This is a genomic window from Lysinibacillus sp. 10T31 (assembly GCF_056394365.1).
Map to the genome: position 1 here is coordinate 1 of NZ_JBFTHS010000216.1, position 426 is coordinate 426.

A 426-nucleotide genomic window follows, 5' to 3' on the forward strand; every position below is an offset into this window, starting at 1 on the left:
AGCAGACTCTGGTCTGGGGAGCGAGGAAGATCGCCGGCCTGATGGGGGTCGACCTGACGCCCAAGGAAGCTGCGACGGACGCGGCGGCAGCTGCAGCAGGCATTCAACGCCGTGCTGACAACCAGCGCCTCGCTGGTCACCGCCCTGTCCACGCAACTGACTGCCCTGAACACGCAAATGCAGGCGGTGGCGAAGTCTGCTACGGCCGCAACGGGCGGTGACGCCGGCAAGGCCGCGAAGACGGAGGAGAAGGCGGAAAAGGACGACATGGGCCTGGCGGGCATCCGCAAGGGTCTGGGCGGTGCGCTCGGCGACTATATCGGCAAGACCGAGAACACCGCCACGGCCGCCAAGAAGGCCTTCGGCAAGGCATTCACTGGCGCCGACGAGGCGCTGCGGAGCTTTGTGACCACCGGCAAGTCCAAG

The 426-nt window shown here is 66.7% G+C and carries 1 protein-coding gene; it reads left to right on the forward strand.

The genetic code is table 11. The features are described from left to right. Nucleotides 1–111: 111 nt before the first annotated feature. Nucleotides 112–426, forward strand: a 315-nt coding sequence (locus AC1DCY_RS27725) for a phage tail tape measure C-terminal domain-containing protein (protein ID WP_477355994.1), incomplete at its 3' end; no start/stop codon positions are given.